The organism is Streptomyces sp. ALB3, from assembly GCF_044385685.1.
Taxonomy (GTDB): domain Bacteria; phylum Actinomycetota; class Actinomycetes; order Streptomycetales; family Streptomycetaceae; genus Streptomyces.
The window spans coordinates 672,648-674,248 of record NZ_JBISCE010000026.1 but is presented as its reverse complement, the minus strand read 5'-3'; the positions used below and the strand labels follow the sequence as shown (position 1 = coordinate 674,248).

General features: G+C 75.6%; 2 protein-coding genes. Both read left to right on the top strand.

The features are described 5' to 3' along the window. Window positions 1-68 precede the first annotated feature (68 nt). A complete protein-coding gene (locus ACHFIV_RS15075) occupies window positions 69-839 on the top strand; it encodes a type VII secretion system-associated protein (protein WP_398968158.1) in 771 nt (256 codons plus the stop codon). Beyond that, a complete protein-coding gene (locus ACHFIV_RS15070; RefSeq protein ID WP_398968155.1) occupies window positions 832-1,452 on the top strand; it encodes a type VII secretion system-associated protein in 621 nt (206 codons plus the stop codon). Before ACHFIV_RS15075 ends, ACHFIV_RS15070 begins: the two co-directional genes overlap by 8 nt. Window positions 1,453-1,601 lie beyond the last annotated feature (149 nt).

Here is a 1,601-nt window from a genome sequence, read left to right as displayed (position 1 = left end):
TGAGATGTCCTCGTGTCTTCCTCCGCCAGCCGGGCATCCGCGCGGCGTGACCGTATGGAGCGACCCCCATGCCGACTTCTGACGGACGGCCGGACGCCGCCCGCGGGCCGATACCTCTTCCCGGCGCGGCGCCCGAGGGCGTGTCCGCGCGTCCGCCCGTACCCGTAGGGCGGGAACACGCGCACTTCCCGGCGCCGCCCGAGGACATCGTCGCGGCGGCCCGCACCGCCCCCGACCACTGGCTGTCGGTGACCGACCGGCACTGGCTCGGCGAGACGGACGACGAGCCCCCGCCCCCCTGGGCCGTACTCGGCCGCTGGCGCAGCGACGCCCACGGCGAGATCGCCGAGTGGGAGGCCAACCCGGACTACCGCCCCTCACCCGCCGCACTCGGGTGGGCCGCACCGGTCAGCGACGCCGACGCCGCCGTGCACCTGGCTGCCACCGGTTACGGTCCGGACGCGGATGTCGCCGAGGCTCTCGCGGAGGCCGGCACCGTGGCCGTGTGCGTGGCCGACGACGGGGAGCCGGCGTGGACGCGGGCACCCGGCGGCGCCCTCGCGGCGCCCGTCTTCCCTGTGGCGCCGCAGGCGTCGGCGGACCGCCTTCCCGTGCACGTGCTGATGGCGCTCCCCGACCTCCTCGACCGGCTGCCGGCCGGCCGGGACGTGATGTTCCTCAGCGCCTCCGCTCCGGCCGCACTGCTCGTCCCGGCGGACGATCTGCGGGCACGGTGGGCGGAGGTGACCGGCGAATCCGGACCCGGCGCCCCGGCCCGGGCCGCCGGGCGCTCCCACACCGACCCAGGTACCCCCAGCAAGCGAGGACATGATGAGTGAGCTCGGCACCGGAACCCCCGCCGCCCCCCTGGACCCCGCCCCTCCCGAGGAGTTCATCCAGGCCGCCAGGCTCGCACCCGACCACTGGCTCTACCTGCCCGATCCCGCCTGGCAGGGGGAGGGCCCGCCGCCGGAGTGGGCCGTGGTCGGGCAGTGGCGTTCCGACTCCGAGGGCGAGATCGTCGAGTGGGAGGACAACGAGGACTACAGGCCGTCCCCCGAGGCGATGGGGTGGCCCGAGCCCGCCGACGACGTGGACCGCGCCGTCCAGCTCGCCACCACCGGGTACGGCCCGGCGGAGGACGTCACGGCGGCCCTGGCCAGGGCCGAGGTCGCGGTGCTGGTCACGGCGGGGGGTGAACCGGTGAGTGCGTCGGCGCCCGACGGCACGGCGGTCATCCCCGTCTACACCTCCCCCCACCACCTCAGGGCGGTAGGGCAGCTGGGGTTCGAACGGCTGCCCGTGGCGGACCTGCTCGCCCGCATCCCCCCGGACCACGCCCTGTGCCTCAACAGCTCCGCGCCGGTCAGCATGGTGCTGCCCACCGACGGGCTCGCGGAGGTGCTGCGGGAGGCGGCGGCGAACGCGGCGGCCCCGGCGGGGGAGCAGTAGGCACGCCCCTGCGGGGCTCCGGGGGCGCGAGGAAACAGGAAACGCGTCCGAAGCCCCGGGCGGCGGCCCGGCTGACCCGCCGTCGAGAGTGCGCGCCACTTCATGGACAGGACGTGAGGCTTCCGTTTGTTTCCGGCAGGGATCTTGAC